This window comes from Streptomyces sp. NPDC089424 (assembly GCF_044749345.1).
Lineage (GTDB): Bacteria > Actinomycetota > Actinomycetes > Streptomycetales > Streptomycetaceae > Streptomyces.
In genome coordinates this window covers 130,981-154,377 of sequence record NZ_JBIVHU010000010.1, presented here as the reverse complement: position 1 = coordinate 154,377, position 23,397 = coordinate 130,981, and the positions used below count along the sequence as shown (strand labels likewise).

General features: G+C 73.3%; 24 protein-coding genes. 13 read left to right on the top strand and 11 right to left on the bottom strand.

Translation table 11 applies throughout. The annotated features are described in order from the left end of the window. The first annotated feature begins 140 nt into the window (after window positions 1–140). A complete protein-coding gene (locus ACIP2X_RS33540; protein ID WP_401680632.1) occupies window positions 141–539 on the top strand; it encodes a hypothetical protein in 399 nt (132 codons plus the stop codon). An 84-nt stretch (window positions 540–623) separates the two neighbouring features. Next, the gene (locus tag ACIP2X_RS33535; protein WP_401680629.1) at window positions 624–2,042 is read left to right on the top strand and encodes a S28 family serine protease; all 1,419 of its coding nucleotides are present in this window, start codon (window positions 624–626) and stop codon (window positions 2,040–2,042) included. 94 nt (window positions 2,043–2,136) lie between these two features. Here the strand turns inward: ACIP2X_RS33535 and ACIP2X_RS33530 are convergent, their stop codons facing one another. Then, window positions 2,137–3,969, bottom strand: coding sequence for a glycoside hydrolase family 3 protein (locus tag ACIP2X_RS33530; RefSeq protein ID WP_401680626.1), 1,833 nt, complete (start codon window positions 3,967–3,969; stop codon window positions 2,137–2,139). A gap of 134 nt (window positions 3,970–4,103) precedes the next feature. Continuing rightward, window positions 4,104–5,012, bottom strand: a complete 909-nt coding sequence (locus ACIP2X_RS33525; protein ID WP_401680623.1) for a LysR family transcriptional regulator — start codon at window positions 5,010–5,012, stop codon at window positions 4,104–4,106. Window positions 5,013–5,102: 90 nt separating this feature from the next. On the opposite strand from ACIP2X_RS33525, the gene ACIP2X_RS33520 reads away from it, so the two are divergent. Further along, window positions 5,103–6,017, top strand: coding sequence for an EamA family transporter (locus ACIP2X_RS33520; protein ID WP_401680620.1), 915 nt, complete (start codon window positions 5,103–5,105; stop codon window positions 6,015–6,017). A 4-nt stretch (window positions 6,018–6,021) separates the two neighbouring features. Then, window positions 6,022–7,257, top strand: coding sequence for a 3-phosphoshikimate 1-carboxyvinyltransferase (gene aroA, locus ACIP2X_RS33515; protein WP_401680617.1), 1,236 nt, complete (start codon window positions 6,022–6,024; stop codon window positions 7,255–7,257). 42 nt (window positions 7,258–7,299) lie between these two features. On the opposite strand, the gene ACIP2X_RS33510 is transcribed toward aroA, so the two are convergent. From ACIP2X_RS33510 to ACIP2X_RS33495, 4 genes are all read right to left on the bottom strand, one after another. After that, the gene (locus tag ACIP2X_RS33510) at window positions 7,300–8,100 is read right to left on the bottom strand and encodes a sugar phosphate isomerase/epimerase family protein (RefSeq protein WP_401680614.1); all 801 of its coding nucleotides are present in this window, start codon (window positions 8,098–8,100) and stop codon (window positions 7,300–7,302) included. A 68-nt stretch (window positions 8,101–8,168) separates the two neighbouring features. Beyond that, complete coding sequence (locus ACIP2X_RS33505; protein ID WP_401680611.1) at window positions 8,169–9,101, bottom strand: GNAT family N-acetyltransferase; 933 nt, start codon at window positions 9,099–9,101, stop codon at window positions 8,169–8,171. Window positions 9,102–9,218: 117 nt separating this feature from the next. Next, entirely contained in the window at window positions 9,219–9,818 is a 600-nt protein-coding gene (locus ACIP2X_RS33500) for a dihydrofolate reductase family protein (RefSeq protein WP_401680608.1), read from the bottom strand. 99 nt (window positions 9,819–9,917) lie between these two features. Continuing rightward, window positions 9,918–10,349, bottom strand: coding sequence for a nuclear transport factor 2 family protein (locus tag ACIP2X_RS33495; protein WP_401680606.1), 432 nt, complete (start codon window positions 10,347–10,349; stop codon window positions 9,918–9,920). 182 nt (window positions 10,350–10,531) lie between these two features. On the opposite strand from ACIP2X_RS33495, the gene ACIP2X_RS33490 reads away from it, so the two are divergent. Further along, on the top strand, window positions 10,532–11,170 hold the full coding sequence (locus tag ACIP2X_RS33490) for a hypothetical protein (RefSeq protein ID WP_401680603.1): 639 nt from the start codon (window positions 10,532–10,534) through the stop codon (window positions 11,168–11,170). 260 nt (window positions 11,171–11,430) lie between these two features. Here ACIP2X_RS33490 and ACIP2X_RS33485 read toward each other — a convergent pair whose 3' ends face one another. Further along, window positions 11,431–11,697 carry a hypothetical protein gene (locus ACIP2X_RS33485; protein WP_401680598.1) on the bottom strand — a complete coding sequence of 89 codons (267 nt, stop codon included), beginning with the start codon at window positions 11,695–11,697 and terminating at the stop codon, window positions 11,431–11,433. Window positions 11,698–12,359: 662 nt separating this feature from the next. Between ACIP2X_RS33485 and ACIP2X_RS33480 the strand changes: the two genes are divergently transcribed. The 4 genes from ACIP2X_RS33480 (at window position 12,360) to ACIP2X_RS33465 (ending at window position 15,741) form a co-directional block, all read left to right on the top strand. Continuing rightward, a complete protein-coding gene (locus tag ACIP2X_RS33480) occupies window positions 12,360–12,584 on the top strand; it encodes a ferredoxin (RefSeq protein ID WP_401681242.1) in 225 nt (74 codons plus the stop codon). Continuing rightward, entirely contained in the window at window positions 12,574–13,962 is a 1,389-nt protein-coding gene (locus ACIP2X_RS33475; RefSeq protein ID WP_401680596.1) for an NAD(P)/FAD-dependent oxidoreductase, read from the top strand. The genes ACIP2X_RS33480 and ACIP2X_RS33475 overlap by 11 nt, the downstream gene beginning before the upstream one ends. 24 nt (window positions 13,963–13,986) lie before the next feature. Next, window positions 13,987–15,228: a cytochrome P450 gene (locus ACIP2X_RS33470; protein ID WP_401680593.1), complete on the top strand. Its 1,242-nt coding sequence runs from the start codon at window positions 13,987–13,989 to the stop codon at window positions 15,226–15,228. Window positions 15,229–15,354: 126 nt separating this feature from the next. Then, entirely contained in the window at window positions 15,355–15,741 is a 387-nt protein-coding gene (locus ACIP2X_RS33465; protein WP_401680590.1) for a tautomerase family protein, read from the top strand. Between the two features lie 11 nt (window positions 15,742–15,752). Here ACIP2X_RS33465 and ACIP2X_RS33460 read toward each other — a convergent pair whose 3' ends face one another. Further along, window positions 15,753–16,799, bottom strand: a complete 1,047-nt coding sequence (locus ACIP2X_RS33460) for a LacI family DNA-binding transcriptional regulator (RefSeq protein WP_401680587.1) — start codon at window positions 16,797–16,799, stop codon at window positions 15,753–15,755. Window positions 16,800–17,006: 207 nt separating this feature from the next. Between ACIP2X_RS33460 and ACIP2X_RS33455 the strand changes: the two genes are divergently transcribed. The 3 genes from ACIP2X_RS33455 to ACIP2X_RS33445 are packed head-to-tail and all read left to right on the top strand — an operon-like array spanning window position 17,007 to window position 20,163. Then, the gene (locus ACIP2X_RS33455; RefSeq protein ID WP_401680584.1) at window positions 17,007–18,158 is read left to right on the top strand and encodes a Gfo/Idh/MocA family protein; all 1,152 of its coding nucleotides are present in this window, start codon (window positions 17,007–17,009) and stop codon (window positions 18,156–18,158) included. After that, a complete protein-coding gene (locus ACIP2X_RS33450; RefSeq protein WP_401680581.1) occupies window positions 18,155–19,306 on the top strand; it encodes a dihydrodipicolinate synthase family protein in 1,152 nt (383 codons plus the stop codon). Before ACIP2X_RS33455 ends, ACIP2X_RS33450 begins: the two co-directional genes overlap by 4 nt. A gap of 32 nt (window positions 19,307–19,338) precedes the next feature. Continuing rightward, on the top strand, window positions 19,339–20,163 hold the full coding sequence (locus ACIP2X_RS33445; RefSeq protein WP_401681239.1) for a sugar phosphate isomerase/epimerase family protein: 825 nt from the start codon (window positions 19,339–19,341) through the stop codon (window positions 20,161–20,163). A 43-nt stretch (window positions 20,164–20,206) separates the two neighbouring features. On the opposite strand, the gene ACIP2X_RS33440 is transcribed toward ACIP2X_RS33445, so the two are convergent. Then, on the bottom strand, window positions 20,207–20,695 hold the full coding sequence (locus ACIP2X_RS33440) for a carboxymuconolactone decarboxylase family protein (RefSeq protein WP_401680578.1): 489 nt from the start codon (window positions 20,693–20,695) through the stop codon (window positions 20,207–20,209). Window positions 20,696–20,866: 171 nt separating this feature from the next. Between ACIP2X_RS33440 and ACIP2X_RS33435 the strand changes: the two genes are divergently transcribed. After that, the gene (locus ACIP2X_RS33435; RefSeq protein ID WP_401680575.1) at window positions 20,867–21,799 is read left to right on the top strand and encodes an RNA polymerase sigma-70 factor; all 933 of its coding nucleotides are present in this window, start codon (window positions 20,867–20,869) and stop codon (window positions 21,797–21,799) included. A 221-nt stretch (window positions 21,800–22,020) separates the two neighbouring features. Here the strand turns inward: ACIP2X_RS33435 and rbsD are convergent, their stop codons facing one another. Continuing rightward, window positions 22,021–22,410 (bottom strand): D-ribose pyranase, encoded by a 390-nt coding sequence (gene rbsD / locus ACIP2X_RS33430; protein WP_401680572.1) that lies wholly within the window; start codon window positions 22,408–22,410, stop codon window positions 22,021–22,023. Continuing rightward, on the bottom strand, window positions 22,407–23,309 hold the full coding sequence (locus tag ACIP2X_RS33425; RefSeq protein WP_401680569.1) for a ribokinase: 903 nt from the start codon (window positions 23,307–23,309) through the stop codon (window positions 22,407–22,409). The genes rbsD and ACIP2X_RS33425 overlap by 4 nt, the downstream gene beginning before the upstream one ends. Window positions 23,310–23,397: the final 88 nt, after the last annotated feature.

The following is a 23,397-nucleotide window of genomic DNA, read 5'->3' as shown; positions in this document are numbered from 1 at the left end:
AGTCCGGCCGGTCGTCCCGAAGCCCGGGGGGTTCGCCCGCCCGCGGGGAGCGTAGGCGTCCGGGAACCGCGCAACCATCCGGCGTACGTCGCGCGTCCGTACATCCGTACGTCGATCCGAGGGGCGCAGAGGGGACGACTGTGGACACGGGTGCGATACGACGGCGGACGGGGCTCGGAGTGGCCCTGCTGACCGCGGCCGGACTGCTGGCGCTCGCCGCCCCGGCGGACGCGCGGGCGGCGGCGGGGTCGGCGTCGGCGTGCGCCGGACGCAAGGTCAGGACCCTGCCGTTCGCCACCGGCGCCGTGCACGTCTACAAGCGCGGCGGGTACGTCTGCGCCGTCACGCTCCCGGAGGACCCCGGTCCCAGGCGCTCGATGTCCGTCAGCGTGCAGGCGCGCGGCAACCGCCCGGTCGTCGACAAGGGCCGCTACTCGCACCGCGCGGGGCCGGTGACCGTGCACGCCGGGCAGCGCTGCGTCTGGGTGAAGGGCGCGGTCGGCCAGGAGTCGGTCAGCTCCGGCTGGATACTGTGCTGACCTGCTGATTCACCAACCACCCTGGTGCACAGGTGTGTTGCTCCGATAGCTTCCGGCGCACATCTGTTCTTACAGGGAGGGTGCATGCGCAAGGCGCTCAGATGGCTGCTCGCGCTCACCGTGCTCATAGGCACGCTGAGCACGGCGGGGGCGGCCACCGCGGCCCAGCCGGAGGCCACCGACATCAAGGACCGGTTGCTCTCCATACCCGGCATGAGCCTGATCGAGGAGAAGCCGTACCCCGGCTACCGCTTCTTCGTCCTCAACTACGCACAGCCGGTCGACCACCGCAAGCCCTCCAAGGGCACGTTCCAGCAGCGGATCACGGTGCTGCACAAGGACGTCTCGCGGCCGACGGTCTTCTACACCGGTGGCTACAACGTCTCCACCACCCCGAGCCGCCGTGAGCCGACCCAGATCGTGGACGGCAACCAGGTCTCCATGGAGTACCGCTTCTTCACGCCGTCCCGGCCCAGCCCGGCCGACTGGACCAAGCTGGACATCTGGCAGGCCGCCAGCGACCAGCACCGCATCTTCACGGCGCTGAAGCGGATCTACTCCAAGAACTGGATTTCCACGGGCGGTTCGAAGGGCGGCATGACCGCCACCTACTACGAGCGCTTCTACCCCCGCGACATGGACGGCGTCGTCGCCTACGTCGCCCCCAACGACGTCGTGAACGACGAGGACAAGGCGTACGACCGCTTCTTCGCCGGCGTCGGCACCAAGGAGTGCCGCGACCGGCTCAACGGGGTGCAGCGCGAGGCCCTGGTGCGCCGGGAGCCGCTGGAGCAGCGGTACCAGGCGTACGCGGCCGAGAACGGCTACACCTTCGACACCGTCGGCAGCCTCGACAAGGCGTACGAGGCGACCGTCCTCGACTACGTCTGGGGCTTCTGGCAGTACAGCCTGCTGTCCGACTGCGGCACCATCCCGGCGGACGCGAAGAACGCGACCGACGAGGAGATCTGGAACTCCATCGACACGATCGCCGGGTTCTCCTTCTACACCGACCAGGGCCTGGAGCCGTACACGCCGTACTACTACCAGGCGGGCACGCAGCTCGGCGCGCCGACGATCGTCTTCCCGCACATCGAGAAGAAGTACGTCCGCTACGGCTACCTGCCGCCCCGGTACTTCGTGCCGCGCTCGATCCCGATGAAGTTCCGGGAGGGCGCCATGGAGGACGTCGACAGCTGGGTCCGCCACAACGCGCGGCACATGCTGTTCGTCTACGGCGAGAACGACCCGTGGGGCGCCGAGCGGTTCCGGCTCGGCAAGGGCGCGCACGACTCCTACGTCTTCACCGCCCCCGGCGCCAACCACGGCGCCAACGTGGCCGGTCTGCGGGCCGAGCAGAAGGCGCTGGCCACCGCGAAGATCCTGCGGTGGGCCGGGGTCGCGTCCACCGCGGTGGCGGCCGACCCGGCGGCGGCCAAGCCGCTGGCGACGTACGACGCCCGGCTGGACAAGCGGGGCGCGGAGCGCACCCTGCGTCCGTGACGCCGGGGCCGTGCCCGCCCGTCACCACGGGCGGGCACGGCCCGCGTGCGCGGGGGGTGCGTGGCGTACCGCGCACCCCCCGTCCGGTCGACGCCTAGTACGACAGCCCGTGCCCGACCGGGTACAGCACACGAGCCGGATCGTCCGCCCGCTGCACCGGCACCGGCAGCTTGCCGCGCGGCCGCACCTTGCCTGCGATGACCCGCGCCGCGGCCCGCACCTCGACGTCCGTCCACGAGTAGGACGCCAGGTACCCCCGGACGCCGGGCAGATGGGCCACGTCGTACGGATTGCGCACGGCCACCGCGACGACCGGCTTCCCGGTCGCCAGCAACCGTTCGACCAGCGTCTTCTGCGCGCTGGTCGCCGTGACGTTGTACGTCCCCACGACCACCGCGTCCACGTCCTGGGCCGCCGCGACCGCACGGTCCACGACCGCCGCCGAGGGCGCCGTACCGGTGGACAACGCGGTGGCGGTGAAGCCGAGTTCCGTCAGCGCGGTGGCGAGGACGCCGGTGGGCGGGCCGGTCGTGCCGGACGGCGAGGCCGGGTCGGCGCCGACCACGAGCAGCCGGGGGTGCTCGCGCCGGGACAGCGGCAGCAGGCCGCCCTCGTTGACCAGCAGGGTCGTCGTCCGCTCGGCGATCCGGTCGGCCTCCTTGAGATGGGCCCGGGTGCCGACCGCGCGGTCGACGCCGCGCGCGCTGACGTAGGGCGACTCGAAGAGCCCCAGCTTCGCCTTCAGCCGCAGCACCCGCAGGATCGATTCGTCGAGCCGCTCCTCGGTGAGCTCGCCGTCCTGTACGGCCTTCAGGACCGCGTTCCAGGCGACGTCCAGCTTGGGCGGGTTCAACAGCTGGTCCACGCCCGCCTTCAGCGCCAGTACCGGCACCCGGTCGTCGCCGTACTTGGTGCGGACGCCCTCCATGCCGAGCGAGTCGGTGACCACGACGCCGTCGTAGCCCAGCTCCTCGCGCAGGATGCCGGTGAGGATCGGGCGGGAGAGCGTGGCCGGGTCGCCGGAGGAGTCCAGCGCCGGGACCATGATGTGCGCCGTCATGATGGAGTCGATGCCGGCCTCGATCGCCGCCCGGAACGGGGGCGCGTCGATCCGGCCCCACTCCTCGCGGGTGTGCTCGATGACCGGGAAGCCGTAGTGGCTGTCCACCTCGGTGTCGCCGTGGCCGGGGAAGTGCTTGGCGGTCGCGGCGACGTCCGCGCGCTGGTACCCGGTGACCTCCGCCGCGACCAGGTCGGCCACCGCGTCCGGGTCCGCGCCGAAGGACCGTACGCCGATGACCGGGTTGGCGGGGTTGACGTTGACGTCGGCGACGGGGGCGTAGTCCTGCCGGATGCCCATCGCGCGCAGTTCCTCGCCGGCGATCCGGCCGAGGGTGCGGGCATCGGCGCGCGAACCCCCGGCGCCGAGGGCCATCGCGCCCGGGAAGAGCGTCGCGGGCCTGCCCACGCGGGCCACTATCCCGTGCTCCTGGTCCGTGGAGACCAGCACCGGCAGCCCGCGGGGGAGGTCGAGGGAGGCCTTCTGGATGCCGTTCGACAGGTCCGCGATCTGGTGCGGGGTACGGGTGTTGTGGGCCCAGGTGAAGTAGATGATGCCGCCGAGGCGGTACTTGGCGAGCAGTTCGGCCGCCGTGCGGACGCCGAGTTCGCTGAGGTTGGCGTCGATGTCGGCCTGGTCGGGGGCGGTGGCGGAGTGGCCGTAGACACGGGAGACGAAGAGCTGGCCGACCTTCTCCTCCAGGCTCATCCGGGAGATGAGCCGCTGGAGGTGCTTGTCGTCGGCCGCCTGCGCGGTGCTCTGCCCGACCGTCAGGGCGGCGGTTACACCGGCGGTGGCGGCGAGAACCGTTCGTCTGGAGGGGGCGGCAGCGGGGTTTCCTGCGCTTGGCGTGCTGGTGTGGTGCACGTGCGCTCCTTCCGGAGGAGATCGCTGAAGGAAACTTCCAAAGGGCCACCAATATCCGGGAAGTTTCTGCCGGTCAAGGGGACGCACAGTCCTGCAGGCCACATGGCGGGGCGCGATCCGATTCGTCCCGGTGCCTAGCGGTCCGACACCCCGGGCCAGTGGGCCTGCAAGGAGCGGACCGTCTCCGCGATCGCGGGGCGGCGGGACGCGCCCTCGCGCCAGAGGGCGTAGAGGTGGCGGACGGGGAGGGGGTCCAGGGGGACCTCGGCCACGTTCGGCGGGAGGGGGCCCCGGCCCAGGCGGGGGATGAGGGCCACGCCGAGGCCCGCCGCGACCAGCGCGACCAGCGTCGGGTTCTCCTCCGCCGTGTGGACGATGTCCGGCTCGTGACCGACCGAGCGCAGGGTGCGCAGCAGCCAGTCGTGGCAGACCCGTCCGGGCGGCTGGCACACCCAGCGCTGGCCGCCCAACTCCGCACGGCGTACGGCCGTTCGGGAAGCGAAGGGGTGGTCCGCAGGGACCAGCAGGTCGCACAGGTCGTCACCGATCAACGCCTGCTCGACGCCCGCGGGAGCGGGCAGCGGCGCGATGTCCCAGTCGTGGGCGACCACCAGGTCCACCGCGCCCTTGGCGACCAGGTCGACCGACAGATGGGGGTCGACCTCCGTCAGACGGGCGTCCAGGGCCGGGTGCCGCTTCGCGAGGTCGGCGAGGACCGGCGGCAGCAGCCCCCGCGCCGCCGACGGGAACGCCGCCACCGTCAGCCGCCCGGCCGGCAGCCCCCGCCGCTCCTCCAGATCCGTCTCGGCCCGCTCCACGATCGCCAGCAATTCGACGGCGGTGGCGACGAGTTGGTGTGCCTCGTCGGTCAGGCGCACCCCTCGCCCCTCCCGTTCGAGCAGCACCGTCCGCGTCTCCCGCTCCAGCTTCGCGATCTGCTGGGAGACGGCCGACGGGGTGTAGCCGAGCGCCACGGCGGCCGCTCCGACCGTGCCGTGCACGGAGACGGCGTGCAGGGCCCGCAGTCGTTGGAGATCCAGCATCGCCCTCTCCTGATTGATTAGCCTCGCTTCATCCAATCATGCAGCAATCATCGCTGGTGCTACATGGTCCTCGCCGGTGATCCTCGACGTATGCGACCCGCCCACCTCCTGCTCGCCGTCCTCGTCGCCGCCGTCTGGGGCGTCAACTTCACCGTCATCGAGATCGGTCTCGACCACTTCCCGCCCCTGCTCTTCTCCGCCCTGCGCTTCCTGGTGGCGGCGGTCCCCGCCGTCTTCCTCGTCGGTCGCCCGAAGGTGGCCTGGAAATGGATCGTGGCGGTGGGACTGGTCCTCGGGGTCGCCAAGTTCGGGCTGCTGTTCGTGGGGATGGACGCCGGGATGCCGGCCGGTCTGTCGTCGCTGGTGCTCCAGGTGCAGGCGGTGTTCACCGCGCTCATCGCCTTCGTGGCCCTCGGCGAACGACCCACCGCCGTCAGGGGCGCGGGCATGCTCGTGGCCCTCGCCGGCATCGGTGTCGCCGCCGTCGACGAAGGCACCTCCGGCCCGCTCACCGCCTTCGCGCTCGTCATCGCGGCCGCCGCCTGCTGGGGCGCCTCCAACGTCCTCACCCGCAAGGCCGCGCCCCCGGACGCCCTCAACTTCATGGTGTGGGTCAGCACCGTCCCCGTCCTGCCCCTCCTCGCCCTCTCCCTGCTCCTGGAGGGCCCGACCCGCGACTACGAGGCCCTGCGCGCCCTCGACTGGCAGGGCGCCGGCACCGTCGTCTACGTCGCCTGGATCACCACCGTCTTCGGGTTCGGCGCCTGGGGCTGGCTGCTGCGCCGCCACCCGGCCTCCACCGTCGCGCCCTTCTCGCTGCTGGTCCCGGCCTTCGGGATGACCTCCGCGGCGGTGTTCCTCGGCGAGTCGATGACACCCCTGCGCTGGTGCGCGGCGGCGCTGCTGGTGGGCGGGGTGGCCCTCACCTCGGTGACGCCCCGGCGATCTTCGGTGGTCCATCCCGTGGACGACGCGGCGCTCCCGGTGGACGCGGGCCGATCATGAACGCATGCCCGCAGTCGACATTCCCGGTTCCAAGTCCCTGACCGCCCGCGCCCTCTTCCTCGCGGCGGCGGCCGACGGTGTCACCACCCTGCGCCGGCCGCTGCGGTCGGACGACACCGAGGGCTTCGCGGAAGGCCTCGTCCGCCTCGGCTACCGGGTCGGCCGCACCCCCGACACCTGGCAGATCGACGGCCGCCCGCAGGGCCCCTCGGTCGCCGAGGCCGACGTCTTCTGCCGCGACGGCGCGACCACGGCCCGCTTCCTGCCCGCACTGGCCGCCACCGGCCACGGCACCTACCGCTTCGACGCCTCCCCGCAGATGCGCCGCCGCCCCCTGCTGCCCCTGACCCGCGCCCTGCGCGACCTCGGCGTCGACCTGCGCCACGAGGAGGCGGAGGGCCACCACCCGCTCACCGTGCGGGCGGCCGGGGTCGACGGCGGCCAGGTGACGCTGGACGCCGGCCAGTCCTCCCAGTACCTCACGGCCCTGCTCCTGCTCGGCCCGCTGACCCGGCGCGGGCTGCGCGTCGAGGTCACCGACCTGGTGTCCGCCCCCTACGTCGACATCACGCGCGCGATGATGCGGGCATTCGGTGCGGAGGTGCGCCGCGAGGGCGACGTCTTCGTCGTCCCGCCCGGTGGCTACCGCGCCACGACGTACGCGATCGAACCGGACGCCTCCACGGCGAGCTACTTCTTCGCGGCCGCGGCGCTGACCGGCGGCGAGGTGACCGTCCCCGGCCTCGGCGAGGGCGCGCTCCAGGGCGACCTGGCCTTCGTGGACGTCCTGCGCCGGATGGGCGCGCGGGTGGAGGTCGGCGCGGACCGCACCACGGTCCGGGGCACCGGCCGTCTCGACGGACTCACGGTCAACATGCGGGACATCTCCGACACCATGCCCACCCTGGCCGCGATCGCCCCCTTCGCCTCGGGGCCGGTGCGCATCGAGGACGTGGCCAACACCCGCGTGAAGGAGTGCGACCGCCTGGAGGCCTGCGCGGAGAACCTGCGGCGGCTCGGGGTCGAGGTCGCCACCGGCCCCGACTGGATCGAGATCCGGCCGGGCCGGCCGGCGCCCGCCGACTTCAAGACGTACGGCGACCACCGGATCGTCATGTCCTTCGCGGTGACCGGCCTGCGGGTGCCGGGGATCACGTACGACGACCCGGGCTGCGTACGGAAGACCTTCCCCGGCTTCCACGAGGCGTTCGCGGCGCTGCGCGGCCGTCTGCCCGGCTGACCGCGCCGCGGGCCGGGGCGGCGGACCGCGCCACCCGGCCGTTCAGGCCGAGTCGTTGAGCAGGCGCGCCAGATGGTCGCGGCCCGCGTCCAGCAGCCCCGGGAGCGGGGCCGCGTCCTCGTACCAGCGCTTCTCGTACTCCCAGCACAGCCAGCCGTCCCAGCCTTGCCGGGAGAGCAGCTCCACGGTCTCGGCGAGCGGGAGCACCCCGGCGCCCAGCGGCAGCGGGGCCGTGTCCTCGGTGGAGGCGATGTCCTTGACCTGGACGTAGCCGAGGTGCGGGGAGAGGGCCGCGTACGTCTCCGAGGGCTGCTCGCCGCCGCGCCAGGTGTGCATGACGTCCCACAGGGCGCCGACCTGACGGTGGCCGACCAGGCCCAGGATCCGCATCGCGTCGGCGCCCGTGCGGTGCGAGTCATGGGTCTCCACGAGGATGCGCACCCCCACGTCGGCCGCGTATTCGGCCGCCGTGCCCAGGCGGCGGGCGGCGGTCGCGTCGGCCTCCTCGGGACTCTGCTCCGCCGTACCGCCGGGGAAGACCCGGACGTAGGGGGCGCCGAGGTCGTGGGCCAGGTCGAGAAGGGCGCGCAGCTCGCCGAGGACGGGCTCGTCGTCGCCCGGAGCGGCCACCCGCGTGTACCCGGCGATCCCGAGCGGCGTGATCTCGGCCGCCTTGAACTCGGCCGCGGCGTCCGCCCGTTCGGCGGCCCCGATGCCGGTATGCACCGGCTCCTCGGGGTGCGCGCGCAGCTCCACACCGTGGTAGCCGTGCTCGCTCGCGAGTCGGAGGACGTCCGGCAGGGGGAGGCCGGGGACACCGAGGGTGGAGAACGCCAGCTTCATGCCTCCAGCTTCGTACACCTGGGCCCTCCCCGTCACTCCGGTGCCGGCCCGTACCGGTCGGGCCGCCGTCACTCCCGTGGTACCCGCAGCTCCAGGCGCCAGTCCTGGCCGACCAGGTCCTTGCCGAACGACCGGTGCGGCTTCTCGCCGACCAGTACGAATCCGTGCCGCTGGTAGACGCGGCGGGCCGCGGTGAGCACGTCGTTCGTCCACAGGACGAGGTCGCGGTAGCCGACCCCCCGCGCGAAGTCGGCGACCGCCCGCACCAGCCGGTCGCCGACGCCGAGGCCGCGCGCGTCCGGCTCGACCAGGAGCAGCCGCAGCCGGGCGGTGGCGGGCGCCTCGTCCCGTACGCACATCACGCAGCCCACCGCACGCCCGTCCAGCTCGGCGATCCACACCCGTTCCAGGTGCGGGTCGTGGTCCTGCGCGAAGTCCGCGACGATCCGGGCGACCAGCCCCTCGTAATCGGCGTTCCAGCCGTGCTCGGCCGCGTACAGCGCGGCGTTGCGCTGCACGATCCAGCCCAGGTCGCCCGGGCCGGGCTCGCGCAGCAGCACGTCCTCGGGGCGCGCCGCCCGGTCGGCGCCCAGGAGCGCGCGCACCGTCGCGAGCGCCTCGGTGAGCCGCCCCCGTTCCGTGGGCGGCACCCTGGTCAGCAGCGCCTCGACCGCCTGCGCCGCCCGCTCGTCCAGCAGGTCCGCCGCCTCCCGGCCGCGCGCGGTCAGGGTGATGCGCCGGCGGCGCGGATCGCGCTTGGAGGGTGCCCGCTCGACCAGCCCGTCCTGCTCGAACCTGTTCAGGATCCGGCTCAGGTACCCGGCGTCCAGGTGGAGTTGGGAGCGCAGGTCGGCGGCGTCCGTACGCGGCGCGTGCGCGAGTTCGTACAGGACGCGGGACTCGGTGAGGGTGTACGGGACGTACAGGTGGCGGCCGTGGTCGAGGGCGCCGATGAGGTGGGTGTAGAAGCGGTTGAAGGAGCGGATGTCCTCGACGGTCATGATCGGCCCCGGATCGGGAGGGGCGGCCGGGACGGCCGACCCGGATGGTTGACTCGGTCAGAGATGTCCCCGCGTCGAGCCTAGGCCGCCCGCCCCCTCGCGTCCATGCCCCGGCGGCTACTGCCCGGCGGCCCGCCGGTAGACGCACACCTGGACGCCCGCCTCCGAGGCCGTCGTCGAGACCAGCGTGAACGTCGTCTTCGTGCCGTCGTCCGGGAAGATCGACTTCCCGCCGCCCAGCACCACGGGCATGACGATCAGCCGCAGCTCGTCCACGAGCCCTTCGCCCAGCAGCGTACGGGCGAGCGTCGGGCTGCCCATGACCAGCAGGTTCCCGCCCTCGGTCGCGCTCAGCTCCCGCAGTTCGGCGACGGCCCCGGCAGCCGGGACGAGGAGGGTGTTGTCCCAGGCCTTGGTGTCGGCGTCACCGAGGGTGGCGCTGACGACGTACTTCCGGATCGAGTTCATCCGGTCGGCGAAGGGGTCTCCGGCCCGCTCCGGCCACGCCCCGGCCATCGCCTGCCAGGTCCGCCGCCCGAAGAGCAGGGCGTCGGCGCCCTCCAGCGCCGCGTCGAAGGCCCCGCCCACGATCTTCGGGTCGAAGAAGGGGTGCGTCCAGCCGCCGTGGGCGAACCCGCCGTCGGTGTCCTCCTGCGGGCCGCCGGGCGCCTGGACGACGCCGTCGAGGCTGATGAACGAGGTGATGACGAGGGGCATGGCCGGCTCCTGTTTCGGGGTGACGAAGACGCTGAGGGAACTGGAGTGAAGACCGCGCTACGGCCCGGAAATCATCGCCCGTGCGGCGACCGGTCCGGTTCAGTTCACGACGGGCGGCCTACCTTGCGTCCACACCGGCCGTACCGCCATCCGGCTGAACCGCCAGCCGTCCGGCGTACGCCGCACCTCGGCGTCGAACCGCCCCCCGACGGTGAACAGGCTCCCGTCCTCGTGGACATGGGTCATATGGGCGTTCCAGGAGACGTCGGCCCGCTCGCCCTCGGCGTCGACGAGGATCCCGGACGCCATGTGCTGCGTCCGTACGAACCGCTCCACCGCCTCCACCGCCAGCTGCCCGACCGCCGTCACGCCCTCGGCGGCGCCGACGGGTGTCTCCATCCGTACGTCCTCGGTGGCGAGGCCGCCCATCCAGCCGGGGGCGAACTCGCGGGCGTCCAGGGCCCGGAAGAGGCGGTGGACGAGGACGGGGGCGACGGTGTGGACGTCCTGGGACGCGTGGTGATCGCTCATGGGACGAGCGTCGTACGTCAACCGCGCTTGAGGTCAAGCGTGGTCCCCCGGCGTCCCGCGACCGGCGCGGCCCGGTGGCGGGAGCGCGCGGATTGCTGCTGTCTTGACGAAGGAAGGGCAGAGGTCCGGGCCGGCAGGGGCGGGCGTCTGCGTGCGGGAGGACGGACGGAGAGCGAGAGACGATGCGGCAGATGCGCGAGCGCCTCGGGACACCCCGGGCCGCCGGTGTCGCCGGGGTCCTGTTCGCGCTCCTGATGGCCGCGGCGATCATCCTGGTGCGCCTCGCGCTGCCCGGCGGGGCCGACGGCACCGAGATCACCGTCGACGCCGGGCAGCGCGGCGCCGTGCAGACGGCTTTGGAGCTCCTGCCGTTCGCCGGGATCTCCTTCCTGTGGTTCATGGGAGCGCTGCGCGAGCAGGCGGGCGCGGGGGAGGACCGCTTCGTGTCCACCGTGTTCCTGGGCAGCGGACTGGTCTTCGTCGCCATGCTGTTCGGCTGCGGGGCGGCGGCCGGGACCGTGCTCGACGACGGTCAGCCGCCCTCGGCGTTCGGCCGCCACTACGCCTACACCCTGCTCACCACGTACGGGCTGCGCATGGCCGCGGTGTTCGTCTTCACGGCGTCGACCATCGGCCGCCGGCTCGGAGTCTGGCCGCGCCCGCTCATCCTGCTGGGCTACGCGGTGGGGCTGGTGCTGCTGGTGGTGGGAGCGGACATGCCGTGGTCGGAGCTGGTGTTCCCGGGCTGGGCACTGATCGTCAGCCTGCACATCCTGAAAGGCCACCGCCCCACCGACCACCCGTCCCCTACGACGCCCTGAGAAGCCGCCGGGCGCTGCGGAGCCGCCGGGCGCTGCGGAGCCGCCGGGCTGTGTGGAGCCGCCGGGCTGTGTGGAGCCGCCGGGCTGTGTGGAGGCGCCGGGTCCTGGGGAGTCGCCGGGCTGTGTGGAGGCGCCGGGCTATGTGGGGCGCTGGGCTGTGTGGAGGCGCCGGGCTGTGTGGGGCGCTGGGCTGTGTGGAGGCGCCGGGCTGTGTGGGGCGCTGGGCTGTGTGGAGGCGCCGGGCTCTGTGGAGCGCTGGGCTATGTGGGCCCGCAGGGCCCTGTGGAGCGCTGGGCCATGTGGAGCCGCCATGCGTTGTGGAGGCAGCCGGGTCCTGTGGAGCCCGCGGGGCTTTGACGGGTCGCCGGGCTCAGCAGGCTCAGACCGGGAGCCGCCTCGCGCAGGTGCTTGATCGCCGCGATCGAGTCGGCCGGACCCTCGTAGCCGACGGCGGTCAGCCGCTCACGCACCCGACGGGCGCGGACGTCCGTGTCGGTGGCCGCCGCGGCCCGCTCGGCCGGCGCCACGGCTGCCCGCTGGGCTCTGACGACTCGCCGGGTCCTGTGGAGTCGCTCGGCTTTGTGGAGCCTGCTGGACTTTGACGGGTCGCCGGGCACTGTGGAGCCCGCCGGGCTCTGACGACTCGCCGGACCCCGTGAAGCCACCGGACCCCGTGAAGCCACCAGGCCCCGTGGAGCCGCTGGGCGCTGTGAAGTCGCTGAGCTCTCAGGAGTGGCTGGACCCTGTGGAGCCGTCGGGCTCCGAAGAACCGCCGGGCCTTGAGCGGGCGCAGGGCTCCGAAGAACCGCCGGGCCTTGAGCGGGCGCAGGGCGCCGAGGAGTCGCCGGGCCTTGAGCGGGCGCTGGGCGCCGAGGAGTCGCCGGGCCTTGAGCGGGCGCTGGGCGCCGAGGAGTCGCCGGGCCTTGAGCGGGCGCTGGGTGCCGAGGAGTCGCCGGGTCCCGAGCGGGCGCTGGGTGCCGAGGAGTCGCCGGGGCCTGCGGAGAACGGCGGGGCGGCCGGAGCACGGCCGGTGGCGGTGGCCTCGGGATGCGCGGTGTCCGACGAGCCGCGGACGGTAGCCGGGCCTTCAGGGGTTCACTCCGACGGACCTCTCTCGTCGCCGTACCCCAGGGGCGGGCCGAGGATGGGCGCACGGGGGACCGGGCCGTCGGAGAGGACACATCCCGTGGTGAGGCTTGTCGTCGACCTGAACCGCTGTCAGGGATACGCGCAGTGCGCGTTCCTCGCGCCCGACGTCTTCGTCATGCACGGCGACGAGGGGCTGCTCTACCACCCCGAGGCGGACGAGGCGCAGCGCGACGGACTCGCGCGGGCCGCGGCCGCCTGCCCCGTCCAGGCCATCCTCGTCGACGAGGTCGACGTCCCTGCCGGGGCGGTGACCGATGACCGCTGACGGAGCCCTGGAGAGCCTCCGGCGCGAGGGCCGTGTGGTCGTCGTCGGCGCCTCGCTGGCGGGCCTGCGGGGCGCGGAGACCCTGCGCGAGAAGGGTTTCACCGGCTCCCTGACGATCATCGGTGACGAACCCCACGAGCCGTACGACCGGCCCCCGCTGTCCAAGCAGGTGCTGCTGGGCATGACCACCGCCGACCGCACCGCTCTGCCCAGGCGCCGGGACCTCGACGCGACCTGGCGGCTCGGCGTCCCGGCCACCGGGCTGGACATGGCCGCCCGCCGGGTGCGGCTCGGCGACGGCGACGAGGTGCCCTACGACCGCCTGCTGATCGCCACCGGGGTACGGGCGCGGCCCTGGCCCCACGAGGCCGAGGCGGAACTCGACGGTGTCTTCGTGCTGCGCACCCGCGACGACGCCGCCCGGCTGGAGCGCCGGCTGGCGGCGGGGCCCAAGCGGGTCTTCGTGATCGGCGCCGGCTTCACCGGCTCGGAGATCGCCTCCGCCTGCCGCGAGCGCGGCATCGCCGTCACCGTCGCCGAACGCGGCGGGGCACCCCTGGTCGGCGCGCTCGGCGGAGTGGTGGGCGCGGTCGCCGCCGACCTCCAGCAGGAGCACGGCGTGGATCTGCGGTGCGGGGTCATGGTGACCGCGCTGGAGGGCGACGCCTCGTGCCGGGTGCGGGCCGCGCACCTGTCCGACGGGTCCACCGTCGAGACCGACCTGGTGGTCGTCTGCCTGGGCGCCACCCGCAACACCGAGTGGCTCGCCGGGTCGGGGCTCGGGGCGGGCCCGCGCGGCATCGCCTGCGACGCCGGCTGCCGTGCCTTCGACATCCGCGGCATCGTCACCGACGACATCTATGTCGCCGGTGACGTCGCGCGGTCCCCGCACGCCCTGTTCGGCTACCAGTTCCTGTCGCTGGAGCACTGGGGCAACGCCGTACGCCAGGCCGAGATCGCGGCGCACAACATGCTCAGCGAGAGCGCCGACCGGCTGCCCCACCTGTGGGTGCCGGCGTTCTGGTCCTCGCAGTTCGGCGTGAACATCAAGTCGGTCGGGGTGCCGTCTCTGGGTACCGAGATCCTCGTCTCGCAGGGCTCGCTCACCGACCGGCGGTTCGTCGGCGTCTACGGCTACCAGGGGCGGGTCATCGGCGCGGTCGCCTTCGACCACGCCCGGTGGCTGCCGTTCTACCAGGAGCTGATCGAGACCACCGCGCCGTTCCCGCCGCCGTTCCCCACGGTCGGCCGGAGCCCGGGACAGCGTCCGACGGACGCGGACTTCCCCGACCCGTCGGTGCCCACGCACGGCCCCACGGTGACCCTCAGCGGATACTCGCCGGCCGACCGCCGGATGACGTTCACCCCCGCGCACTGACCCGCCCGGCCCCGAGGACGCACGATGACGCCATCGCCGCTGCACCAGATCCTGGACTACTCGAACCGCGCCGACCCGTACCCCCTCTACGAGGAGCTGCGCAAGACGCCCGTCCTCCACCAGGACGACGGGCCGTACGTCGTCAGCACCTACTACGAGATCCGCAGCCTCCTGCACGACCCCCGCATCAGCTCGGATGCGCGCAACCTGGCCTCCGCGTCGCACGATCCGCTCGCCGAGTCGTCGTCCGAGCCGGAGGACGGGGTGCTGCCGCCGAGCTTCCTGCGGCTCGACCCGCCCGAGCACGACCGGCTGCGGCGGATGACGAACCGGCCCTTCGGCCCGCCGCACTCCCCGCACCGGGTCGACGGAATGCGCGAGGAACTGCACGGCATCGTCTCGGGACTGGTCGACGGCATCGCCGACCCGGGCCGGATCGACCTGGTCGAGGAGTTCTCGTACCCGTTCCCGGTCACCGTGATCTGCCGCATCCTCGGCGTGCCGCGCGAGGACGAGCCGCGCTTCCACGGCTGGGCGGACACCATCGCCGCGAGCCTGGACCCCGATCCGGACGCGGACCCCGCCGACCGCGGCAAGTCCTCGCACGAGGCCCGTATGCAGCTCGGCATGTACCTGGCCGGGCTGATCGAGGAGCGCCGCAAGCACCCCAGGAACGACATGATCTCCGCGCTTGCCTCGGCCGAGGGCCCGGACGGCGCGATGACGACGATGGAACTGCTCAGCACCGCCGCCCTGCTGCTGATCGCGGGACACGAGACCACCGTCAACCTCGTCACCAACGGCATGCTGACCCTGCTGCGCAACCCGGACGTCCTGCGACGGCTGCGGGACGAGCCGCGGCTCGCCGTGCCGATCGTGGAGGAGCTGCTGCGCTTCGAGCCGCCGGTGCAACTGGTGCCGCAGCGCACCACCGTCGCCGACATCGAGATCGGCGGCGTCACCATCCCCAAGGGCGCCTCGCTCTGGCTGGTGCTGGCGTCCGGCAACCGCGACCCGCGGCGGTTCGAGAACCCGGACCGCTTCGACCCGGACCGCGGGGACATCCAGCACCTCGGCTTCGGCAGCGGCATCCACAGCTGCTTCGGCGCACCACTGGCGCGTCTGGAGGCCCAGCTGGCCCTGGCCGAACTCGCCCGCCGCCTGGAGAACCCCCGGCTGCTGGAGGACCCGCCCCCGTACCGCCGGAACGCCGTACTGCGCGGCCCCCGTCACCTGTCCATCGCCTGCGACGGGATCCGGCCCTGAGGACGAGCGCGGAAAAGGACGCCTGTACCTACTAGTATGTACGGCATCGGTCCGCGGCCCCCGTGTCCGCAGTCCCCCGTGTCCGCGGCCGTCCCCTGTCCGCAGCCGTCCGCCGGGAGTTGACCCGTGCCCCTCGTCCGCATCGACGCCCTGGCCTCCCGCCCCGGCCGCCTCGAAGCCCTCGGCCGGGCCGTCCACGAGGCCCTGATCGAGACCCTCGGCATCCCCCCGGACGACCATTTCCAGATCCTGACCGCGCACGACGGCACGAGGAGCACGCTCCGGTACGGCGACTACCTGGACGTCGCGCGCGACGAGGGCATCGTCTACGTCGCGATCACCCTGCGCGCCGGGCGCACCCCGGACCGGAAGCGCGCCCTGTACCGCCGTATCGCCGAACTCGCCGAGGAGTACGCGGGCACGGAGCCGCGCAACGTCTTCGTCGCCCTGACCGAGAACGGGCCGGCCGACTGGTCGCTGGGCAACGGGGGCGCGCAGTACGTGGGGGCCTGAAACCCCGCCCCTCAACCGCGCGGCGCCCCCGTGGAGCCGCGCACCATCAACTCCCCCCGCGCCGTGGCGATCCCGCCCGGCGGTGGCTCCTCGCGGCCCATGGCGATCCGCCCCGCCCGCGCCCCCGCCTCCGCCAGCGGCAGCCGTACCGTCGTCAGCGCGGGCACCGCGTCGATGCTGAACGGCAGGTCGTCGAACCCGGCGACCGAGACGTCCTCCGGTATCCGCCGTCCCGTCTCCCGCAGCGCCGCGCACGCCCCCAGCGCGACGGAGTCGTTCGCGGCGACCACCGCGGTGAGGGACGGGTCGCGGCGCAGCAGCTCCAGCGTGGCCTCGTAGCCGGACCGGCGGTCGTAGCGGCCGTGGACCGTCCAGCGCGGGTCCTCCGGGATGCCGGCCGCCTCCAGCGCGGCCCGGTGTCCCTCCAGCCGGTGCCGGGTCGTGGTCCGCTCCTCGGGGCCGGCGATGTAGCCGAGCCTGCGGTGCCCGAGCCCGATCAGATGCTCCGTCAACTGCCGCCCGCCGCCGCGGTTCTCGAAGGTCAGCGCCACCGCCTGGGTCTCCGGGGCCGGCGGCCGCCCGCACAGCACGACCCGCGTGCCGGCCTCGGCCAGCCTGCGCAGCTTCGCCGACACCGCCGTCACGTGGGCGGCGTCCTCCACCGCGCCACCGGTCAGCACGACGGCGGCGGCGCGCTGGCGTTGCAGCAGGGTCAGATAGGTCAGCTCGCGCTCGGGGGAGCCCCCCGTGTTGCAGACGACCGCGAGCCGCTCCCCGCCGGCTCTGCCGCCCGGGCCGCCGATCTCGGACTGGATCGCGCTCGCCATGATCCCGAAGAAGGGGTCGGCGATGTCGTTGACCAGGATGCCGACCAGGTCGGAGGTGGCGGCGGCGAGCGCGCTGGCGGGACCGTTGAGGACGTAGTCCAGCTCGTCGACCGCCTTGAGCACCCGCTCGCGGGTGGACGCGGCCACCGGGTAGTTGCCGTTCAGCACGCGCGACACCGTCGCGGGCGAGACCTGGGCGCGGGCAGCCACGTCCGCCAGGGTCACCGTCATCTCGTCGTCCTCCGGTAGCGCAGCCTGTGATTCCCCGCCTGGAATCGTCCGGGTTGACCATAAGGCCACCGCCTCGATTGTTCGCCCCCTCGAACAACTCAAGACGGTCACACCCTTGTCCGAACCCCTGCTCAGAGGCTAGCTTCTCCATGTAGAAAGCGCTTGCTGCATGCTCAGTGCCCACTGCTCACAGCGAGAGGGAACCACGTGAACCGCAAGACGGTGCGCATCGCCATGAACGGCGTGACCGGGCGCATGGGTCATCGCCAGCATCTCGTCCGCTCTCTGCTGGCCCTCCGTGAACAAGGCGGTCTCGACCTCGGCGACGGCACCGTGCTGTGGCCCGAGCCCGTCCTCGTCGGGCGCCGCGAGCACGCCCTGCGGGCGCTCGCCGACCGGCACGGCCTGGAGCACGTCTCCACGGACCTCGACGCGGTCCTCGCCGACCCGGCCGTCGACATCTACTTCGACGCCCAGGTCACCTCCGCCCGCGAGGAGGCCCTGCGCAAGGCGATCGCGGCAGGCAAGCACGTCTACACCGAGAAACCGACCGCCACCGGACTCGCCGGCGCCCTGGAACTGGCCCGCCTCGCCAAGGACGCCGGCATCAAGCACGGCGTCGTCCAGGACAAGCTGTTCCTGCCCGGCCTGCTCAAGCTGAAGCGGCTCGTCGACGGCGGCTTCTTCGGCCAGGTCCTGTCCGTGCGCGGCGAGTTCGGCTACTGGGTCTTCGAGGGCGACTGGCAGTCCCCCCAGCGCCCCTCCTGGAACTACCGCGCCGAGGACGGCGGCGGCATCGTCGTCGACATGTTCCCGCACTGGGAGTACGTCCTGCACGAGCTCTTCGGCCGGGTGACCTCCGTCCAGGCCGTCGCCACCACCCACGTCCCGCAGCGCTTCGACGAGAACGGCAAGCCCTACGACGCGACCGCCGACGACGCCGCGTACGGCATCTTCGAGCTGGACGGCGGCGCCATCGCCCAGATCAACTCCTCCTGGACGGTCCGCGTCCACCGCGACGAACTGGTCGAGTTCCAGGTGGACGGCACCCACGGCTCGGCCGTCGCGGGCCTGCGGAACTGCCGCGTCCAGCACCGCGCCGCCACCCCCAAACCGATCTGGAACCCGGACCTCCCGGCCACCTACGCCTTCCGCGACCAGTGGCAGGAGGTGCCGGACAACGCCGAGTTCGAGAACGGGTTCAAGGCCCAGTGGGAACTGTTCCTGCGCCACGTCTACGCCGACGCCCCCTACCACTGGGACCTGCTCGCCGGCGCCCGCGGCGTCCAGCTCGCCGAACTGGGCCTGCGCTCCTCGGCCGAGGGCCGACGCCTCGACGTACCGGAGATCACGCTGTGACCCTCCGGCTGCCCGACGCCCACGGGAGCCTGCGGACCTACGAACCCCGCTCCGAGCCCTTGGCGTTCACCCCCGGCGCGGACCTCTCCTCCCGTACGGTCCTCGCCGCCGCGCACGTCGTCGCCGACCCGTTCGCCGACGTCACCCCGGACTCGCCCGCCGCGATCGACTGGGACGCCACGCTCGCCTTCCGCCGCCATCTGTGGTCGCACGGGCTGGGCGTCGCCGAGGCGATGGACACCGCCCAGCGGGGGATGGGCCTGGACTGGGCGGGCGCGGCCGAACTGATCCGCAGGTCGGCGGCGGAGGCGAAGGCGGTCGGCGGCCGTGTCGCCTGCGGCGTGGGGACGGACCAGATCACCTCGGGCGGCCTCGCCGAGGTACGCGCGGCCTACGAGGAGCAACTCGCGCTGGTCGAGGCGTCCGGCGCCCGGCCGATCCTCATGGCGTCCCGGGCGCTCACCGCCGCCGCGAGGGGCCCCGAGGACTATCTGGAGGTGTACGGCCACCTGCTGCGCCAGTCCGCCGAGCCGGTGATCCTGCACTGGCTGGGCCCGATGTTCGACCCGGCGCTGGCGGGCTACTGGGGCTCCGCCGACCTCGACGCGGCCACCCGCACCCTCCTGGACGTGATCGCCGCCCACCCCGGCAAGGTCGACGGCGTCAAGGTCTCCCTGCTGGACGCCGGGCGCGAGATCGACCTGCGCCGCCGGCTCCCGGAGGGCGTCCGCTGCTACACCGGCGACGACTTCCACTACCCCGAGCTGATCGCGGGCGACGACCAGGGGTTCAGCCACGCCCTGCTCGGCATCTTCGACCCGCTCGGTCCGCTGGCGGCGCAGGCGGTGCGCGTCCTGGACACCGGGGACGGCACGGGCTTCCGCGCCCTCCTCGACCCCACCGTCGCGCTGTCCCGCCACCTGTTCCAGGCGCCCACCCGGTTCTACAAGACCGGAGTGGTCCTGCTGGCCTGGCTGGCGGGCCACCAGACCCACTTCACGATGGTCGGCGGCCTCCAGTCGGCGCGTTCCCTCCCCCACCTCGCCCGCGCCTACGAACTCGCCGACGGGCTCGGCCTGTTCCCCGACCCGAAGCGGGCCGAGGAGCGGATGCGGACCCTGCTCGCGATGTACGGGGTGACGCAGTGAGCGGCGCACTGGAGCGTTTCAGCATCAACCAGATGACGGTGCGCCAGCTCGCCCTGCCCGAACTGGTCGCGGCCTGCGTGGAACTGGGGGTCCCCTCCGTGGGCCTGTGGCGCGAGCCGGTGCAGTCGTACGGCGTGGAGGCGAGCGCCGCGCTGGTCCGGGACGCGGGCCTGACGGTGACGACGCTCTGCCGGGGCGGCTTCCTCACCGCGAGCGACCCCGGGGAGCGGGCCCGTGCCCTCGCCGACAACCGCCGCGCGATCGACGAGGCGGCGACGCTCGGAACGACGACCCTGGTCCTGGTCTCGGGCGGCCTGCCGCCTGGGTCGAAGGACCTGCACGGGGCCCGGCAGCGCGTCGCCGACGCCCTCGCCGAACTGGGCCCGTACGCGCAGCGGCACGGCGTCCGCCTCGCCATCGAGCCGCTCCACCCGATGTACGCCGCCGACCGCTGCGTGGTCTCCACCCTCGCCCAGGCCCTCGATCTCGCCGAGCGCTTCCCCGCGCACCAGGTCGGCGTCGCCGTGGACACGTACCACATCTGGTGGGACGACACGGCACCGCGGCAGATCGCCCGCGCGGGGGCCGGCGGCCGCATCCACACCTTCCAACTCGCGGACTGGACGACCCCGTTGCCCGAGGGCGTCCTCAACGGCCGCGGCCAGATCGGCGACGGCTCGATCGACATGCGGGAGTGGAAGGGCCACGTCGAGGCGGCCGGGTACACCGGGCCGATCGAGGTCGAGCTCTTCAACGAGCCGCTGTGGGCCCGGGACGGCCGGGAGGCCCTGGCGGAGACGGCGGACCGTTTCGTACGCCATGTGCTCCCGCCGCCCGAGGACGCCGTGACGCCGTGACGCCGAAGGGGACCGGGAGGGCGGCCCGGTCCCCGTCGGCGTGTCAGTCGTCGAACGCGGCGCTGAACATCCCGGGCTCGTAGGAGCCGCCCGGCTGGTGCACGATCACCGCGAGCCGGTTGGCCGCGTTGATCAGGGCGACCAGCGCGACCAGCGCGGCCAGCTGGTCGTCGTCGTAGTGCTTGCGCGCCAGGGCCCACGTCTCGTCGGACACGCCCGGCGCGGCGTCGGCGAGGCGGGTGCCCTCCTCGGCGAGCGCCAGCGCGGCCTGCTCGGCCTCGGTGAACACGGTCGACTCGCGCCAGGCGGCGACCAGGTGCAGCCGGACCGCGGACTCACCGGCCGCCGCGGCCTCCTTGGTGTGCATGTCGATGCAGTGCCCGCAGCCGTTGATCTGGCTGGCCCGCAGGGACACGAGCTCCTGCGTGGACCTCGGCAGCGTCGAGTGGTGGATCAGCAGGCCCGCGCCGGCGAACCGCTTGGCGAACCTGGCGGCGAGCTGGTTCTCGAACAGGTTGAATCGAACGTCCATGACCTCGTCCTCACTGGGGTGGCGTTGCGGACGAACACGAGATGCCGGTGGTCCGGCCCGCGTGACGGGACCGCGCTGTGACGTGGGCCACGGGGCGGCGATGTCACGGATCGGCCCGCGGCGGCGTCTCGTGCGCGAGTACCTTCGTGGGCGAACCGACAGGAGCAGCCGGTGGACAGCGAGCGCACCGAGGAAACGGCCGGGCGGACGGCGGGCGGTGGACGCACGGACCCCGCCACCGAGGCGTTCGTCGCCCACCGCAACCTGCTCTTCACGGTCGCCTACGAGATGCTCGGCTCGGCCGCCGACGCCGAGGACGTCCTCCAGGAGACCTGGCTGCGATGGGCCGGCGTCGACCTCGCCACCGTGCGGGACCGGCGCGCGTACCTGGTCCGGATCACCACCCGCCAGGCACTGAGCCGACTGCGCACCCTGGGCCGCCGCAAGGAGTCCTACGTCGGCTCCTGGCTGCCCGAGCCGCTGCTGACCGCGCCGGACGTGGCCGAGGACGTCGAGCTCGCCGACAGCGTCTCGATGGCGATGCTGCTGGTGATGGAGACGCTCACGCCCACCGAACGCGCGGTGTTCGTGCTGCGCGAGGTCTTCGACCTCGGGTACGACGAGATCGCCGAAGCCGTCGAGAAGACCCCGGCGACGGTCCGGCAGGTCGCCCACCGGGCACGGGCGCACGTCGCGGCCCGCCGGCCCCGCGGCGCCGTCTCGCGGTCCGAGACCCGCGAGGCGCTGGACGCCTTCCGGCGGGCGGTGGAGACCGGCGACCTGCAGGGTCTGCTCGACATCCTCGCCCCGGACGTCGTCCTCGTGGGCGACGGCGGCGGGGTCAAGCAGGCGATCCTGCGGCCCGTCGTCGGGGCCGACAAGGTGGCCCGCCTGATGATCGGCGGGCTGAGCCGGGTCCCGGGCCCGGCACGGCTGCGGCCGACGGAGGTCAACGGCCGTCCGGCGTTGTTCCTCCAGCTCGACGACGAGATCGACACCGTCGTGGCGGTGCGCATCGACGACGGACTGATCACCGGGCTCTACGCCGTGCGCAACCCGGAGAAGCTGTCGCGCATGGACCGGGAGACCGCCCTGCGCCGCTGAGAACGGGACCGCACGGGCGCCCCGCGGAAACCCCGGCAAGAAATCCCACCCCCGCGTGCAACCCTCCCCGGCCTTCGCGGGTCGTATGAGGAGTCAGGGCTTCCATGGGGGGAATCTGGGGGGATCCGGGGGGATCGGGGGGTTCTGGCAGGAGGGGAAAGCCGAGGGGGCCGGTCCGTCGACCGGCCCCCTCCACGCGTGCCCGGCGGCCCGCCCCGTGCTCAGAAGAACACCCCGCAGCGCAACAGCACGTTCGCGTACGGCGTCGCCTCCCCGGTGCGTACGACCAATCGCGCGCCCCCCGACAGCTCCTTGAGGCGCTCGTGGGAGACGAGGCCGAGCTTCGGGAAGCGCCCGTCCAGCAGCGCGGCCACCGCCGGATTGGCTCCCCGTACCTCCGCCGCCGCGGTCGCGCCCTCCACGACCAGCTCGTCCAGCAGCCCGTCGAGCACCTCGGCGAACGAGGGCACCCCGGCCCGGAAGGCCAGGTCGACGACGCGCGGACCCGCGGGTATCGGCATCCCGGCGTCGCACACCAGCACCCCGTCCCCGTGCCCCAACTCGGCGAGCGCGCCCGCGAGATGGCGGTTGAGGATTCCGGCCCTCTTCACAGCGCGGCCACCTCGTCCGGAGTGGGGTACGACTCCTGCGCACCCGGCTTCGTCACGGCCGCCGCCCCGACCCGGGCCGCGTAGGCCGCCGCCTGCGCCAGGTCGTCGCCCTGGCCCAGCCGCCAGGCCAGCGCCGCCGTGAAGGCGTCGCCCGCACCGGTGGTGTCGACCGCCTCGACCCGCACCGAGGGCACCTGGGTCACTCCCTCCGCGGACGCCACCAGCGCACCTTGCGCGCCCAGTGTCACGACCACCGAACGCGGCCCGCGCGCCAGCAGGATCCGCGCCCAGCCGGCGGGATCGTCGCCCACCAGGGCGTCCCCGAGGATCACCTTGGCCTCGTGCTCGTTCACGATCAGCGGGTCGCACGCCGCCAGCACCTCGGGGGGCAGCGGGCGCGGCGGCGAGGGGTTGAGCACGAAGCGGCTGCCCGGTGCCATGCTCCGGACCGCCTCCACGACCGTCTCCAGCGGGATCTCCAGCTGCGCCGAGACGACCCGCGAGGCATGGAACAGGCTTCCCGCCGCCCGTACGTCGTCGGGCCTGAGCCGTCCGTTCGCCCCCGGCGACACCACGATGCTGTTGTCGCCGGACGGGTCCACGGTGATCAGCGCGACGCCGGTCGGGGCACCGCCGGCCAGCACGCCGACCGTGTCGACGCCGGCCGCCCGCTGCGAGTCGAGCAGCATCCGGCCGTACGCGTCGTCACCGACCCGGGCCAGCAGGGCCGTCCGGGCCCCCAGCCGGGCGGCCGCGACCGCCTGGTTGGCGCCCTTGCCGCCCGGGTGGACGGCCAGGTCGGACCCGAGCACCGTCTCCCCGGCGCCGGGCCGCCGCTCGACGCCGATCACCAGGTCGGCGTTGGCCGACCCGACGACCAGGAGGTCGTAGTCGTACATGAAGGTCTCCCTGGTCCGCGTACCTGCTGAGTGACGTGACTGCCCCGCGTGAGGTGGGACGGACGCGGGTGCCGGGGCCCGGACGGCC